At 58.2% G+C, this 521-nt stretch carries 1 protein-coding gene; it reads left to right on the top strand.

What is annotated here, in order from left to right:
* Positions 1–25 precede the first annotated feature (25 nt).
* Positions 26–521, top strand: a 496-nt coding sequence (locus ACP4IX_RS36625; protein WP_426559019.1) for a multicopper oxidase domain-containing protein, incomplete at its 3' end; no start/stop codon positions are given.

Here is a 521-nt window from a genome sequence, read left to right as displayed (position 1 = left end):
ACAGACCACTATCCATTGGCACGGGGTGCTCTTGCCGAATGGCATGGACGGCGTCGGTGGACTCAACCAGCCGCACATTCCGCCCGGCAAGACCTTCGTCTACGAATTCGAGATGAAGCATAGCGGCACGTTCATGTACCACCCGCATTCGGACGAAATGGTCCAGATGGCGATGGGAATGATGGGCATGATCGTCGTGCATCCGCGCGATCCCAAATTCCGGCCGGTTGACCGCGACTTCGTCTTCATCATGAGCACCTACCTGATCGACCCCGGCACCTACCTGCCGAAGGTCAACGAGATGACCGACTTCAACATGTGGACCTGGAACAGCCGGGTGTTTCCCGGGATCGATCCGCTGCCGGTGCGGCTGAACGATAACGTTCGGGTTCGCATCGGCAATCTCACCATGACCAATCATCCCATCCATCTTCACGGACATAAGTTCGTCGTGAGTTGCACCGATGGTGGCTGGGTTCCGGAAAGCGCCCAATGGCCCGAGACGACGATCGATGTTCCCG

This window comes from Streptomyces sp. WG5 (assembly GCF_049974565.1).
Taxonomy (GTDB): domain Bacteria; phylum Actinomycetota; class Actinomycetes; order Streptomycetales; family Streptomycetaceae; genus Streptomyces.
The sequence above is the reverse complement of the archived record's forward strand: the minus strand, read 5'-3'. Positions and strand labels throughout refer to the sequence as shown.